This is a genomic window from Ruegeria sp. BG9, assembly GCF_056538305.1.
Genome location: NZ_JBQFSY010000039.1, coordinates 1 through 520 on the forward strand (window position 1 = coordinate 1; position 520 = coordinate 520).

2 tRNA genes are annotated in these 520 nt (G+C 52.9%); both read right to left on the reverse strand.

Annotated elements, in window-relative coordinates:
- Positions 1 to 175: 175 nt before the first annotated feature.
- Positions 176 to 252: transfer RNA gene (locus ACR0I8_RS22130), tRNA-Ile, on the reverse strand.
- A gap of 90 nt (positions 253 to 342) precedes the next feature.
- Positions 343 to 418, reverse strand: a tRNA-Ala gene (locus ACR0I8_RS22135).
- Positions 419 to 520 lie beyond the last annotated feature (102 nt).

A 520-nucleotide genomic window follows, 5' to 3' on the forward strand; every position in this document is an offset into this window, starting at 1 on the left:
CGAGGAAACACCTGTGTCACAACCCGCCCCTCCGAAGAGGAGAACGACTGAGATCAACGCCACACTCGGCGCGATCAAACAGTGTTGATTGATTTCTCTCTATACGATGTCAATTGACGTCCGATTGGACGGCTAAGCACTCAAATCAGTGCTTAACGGTCAAATCGAAGGAAAGTGGTGGGTCGAGGAGGACTTGAACCTCCGACCTCACGCTTATCAGGCGTGCGCTCTAACCACCTGAGCTACCGACCCACTTTGTTTGGGGCCGACTGCCAGTCGCTCTCATTGCTTTTGCAAGCAAAAGCAACTGCCGCGACAACGCCCTTTGCTTTGCAAAAGGCTTGGTGGAGCCTAGGAGGATCGAACTCCTGACCTCCTGAATGCAAATCAGGCGCTCTCCCAGCTGAGCTAAGGCCCCTTGCCGGACCTCGCGCCTATTCGCAAGATCCTGATTTTCTGAAGAGATATGAGGACGGCTCGGTCCATGAGTTTGACCAACTTTGTTTGTTGATCTTCTGCT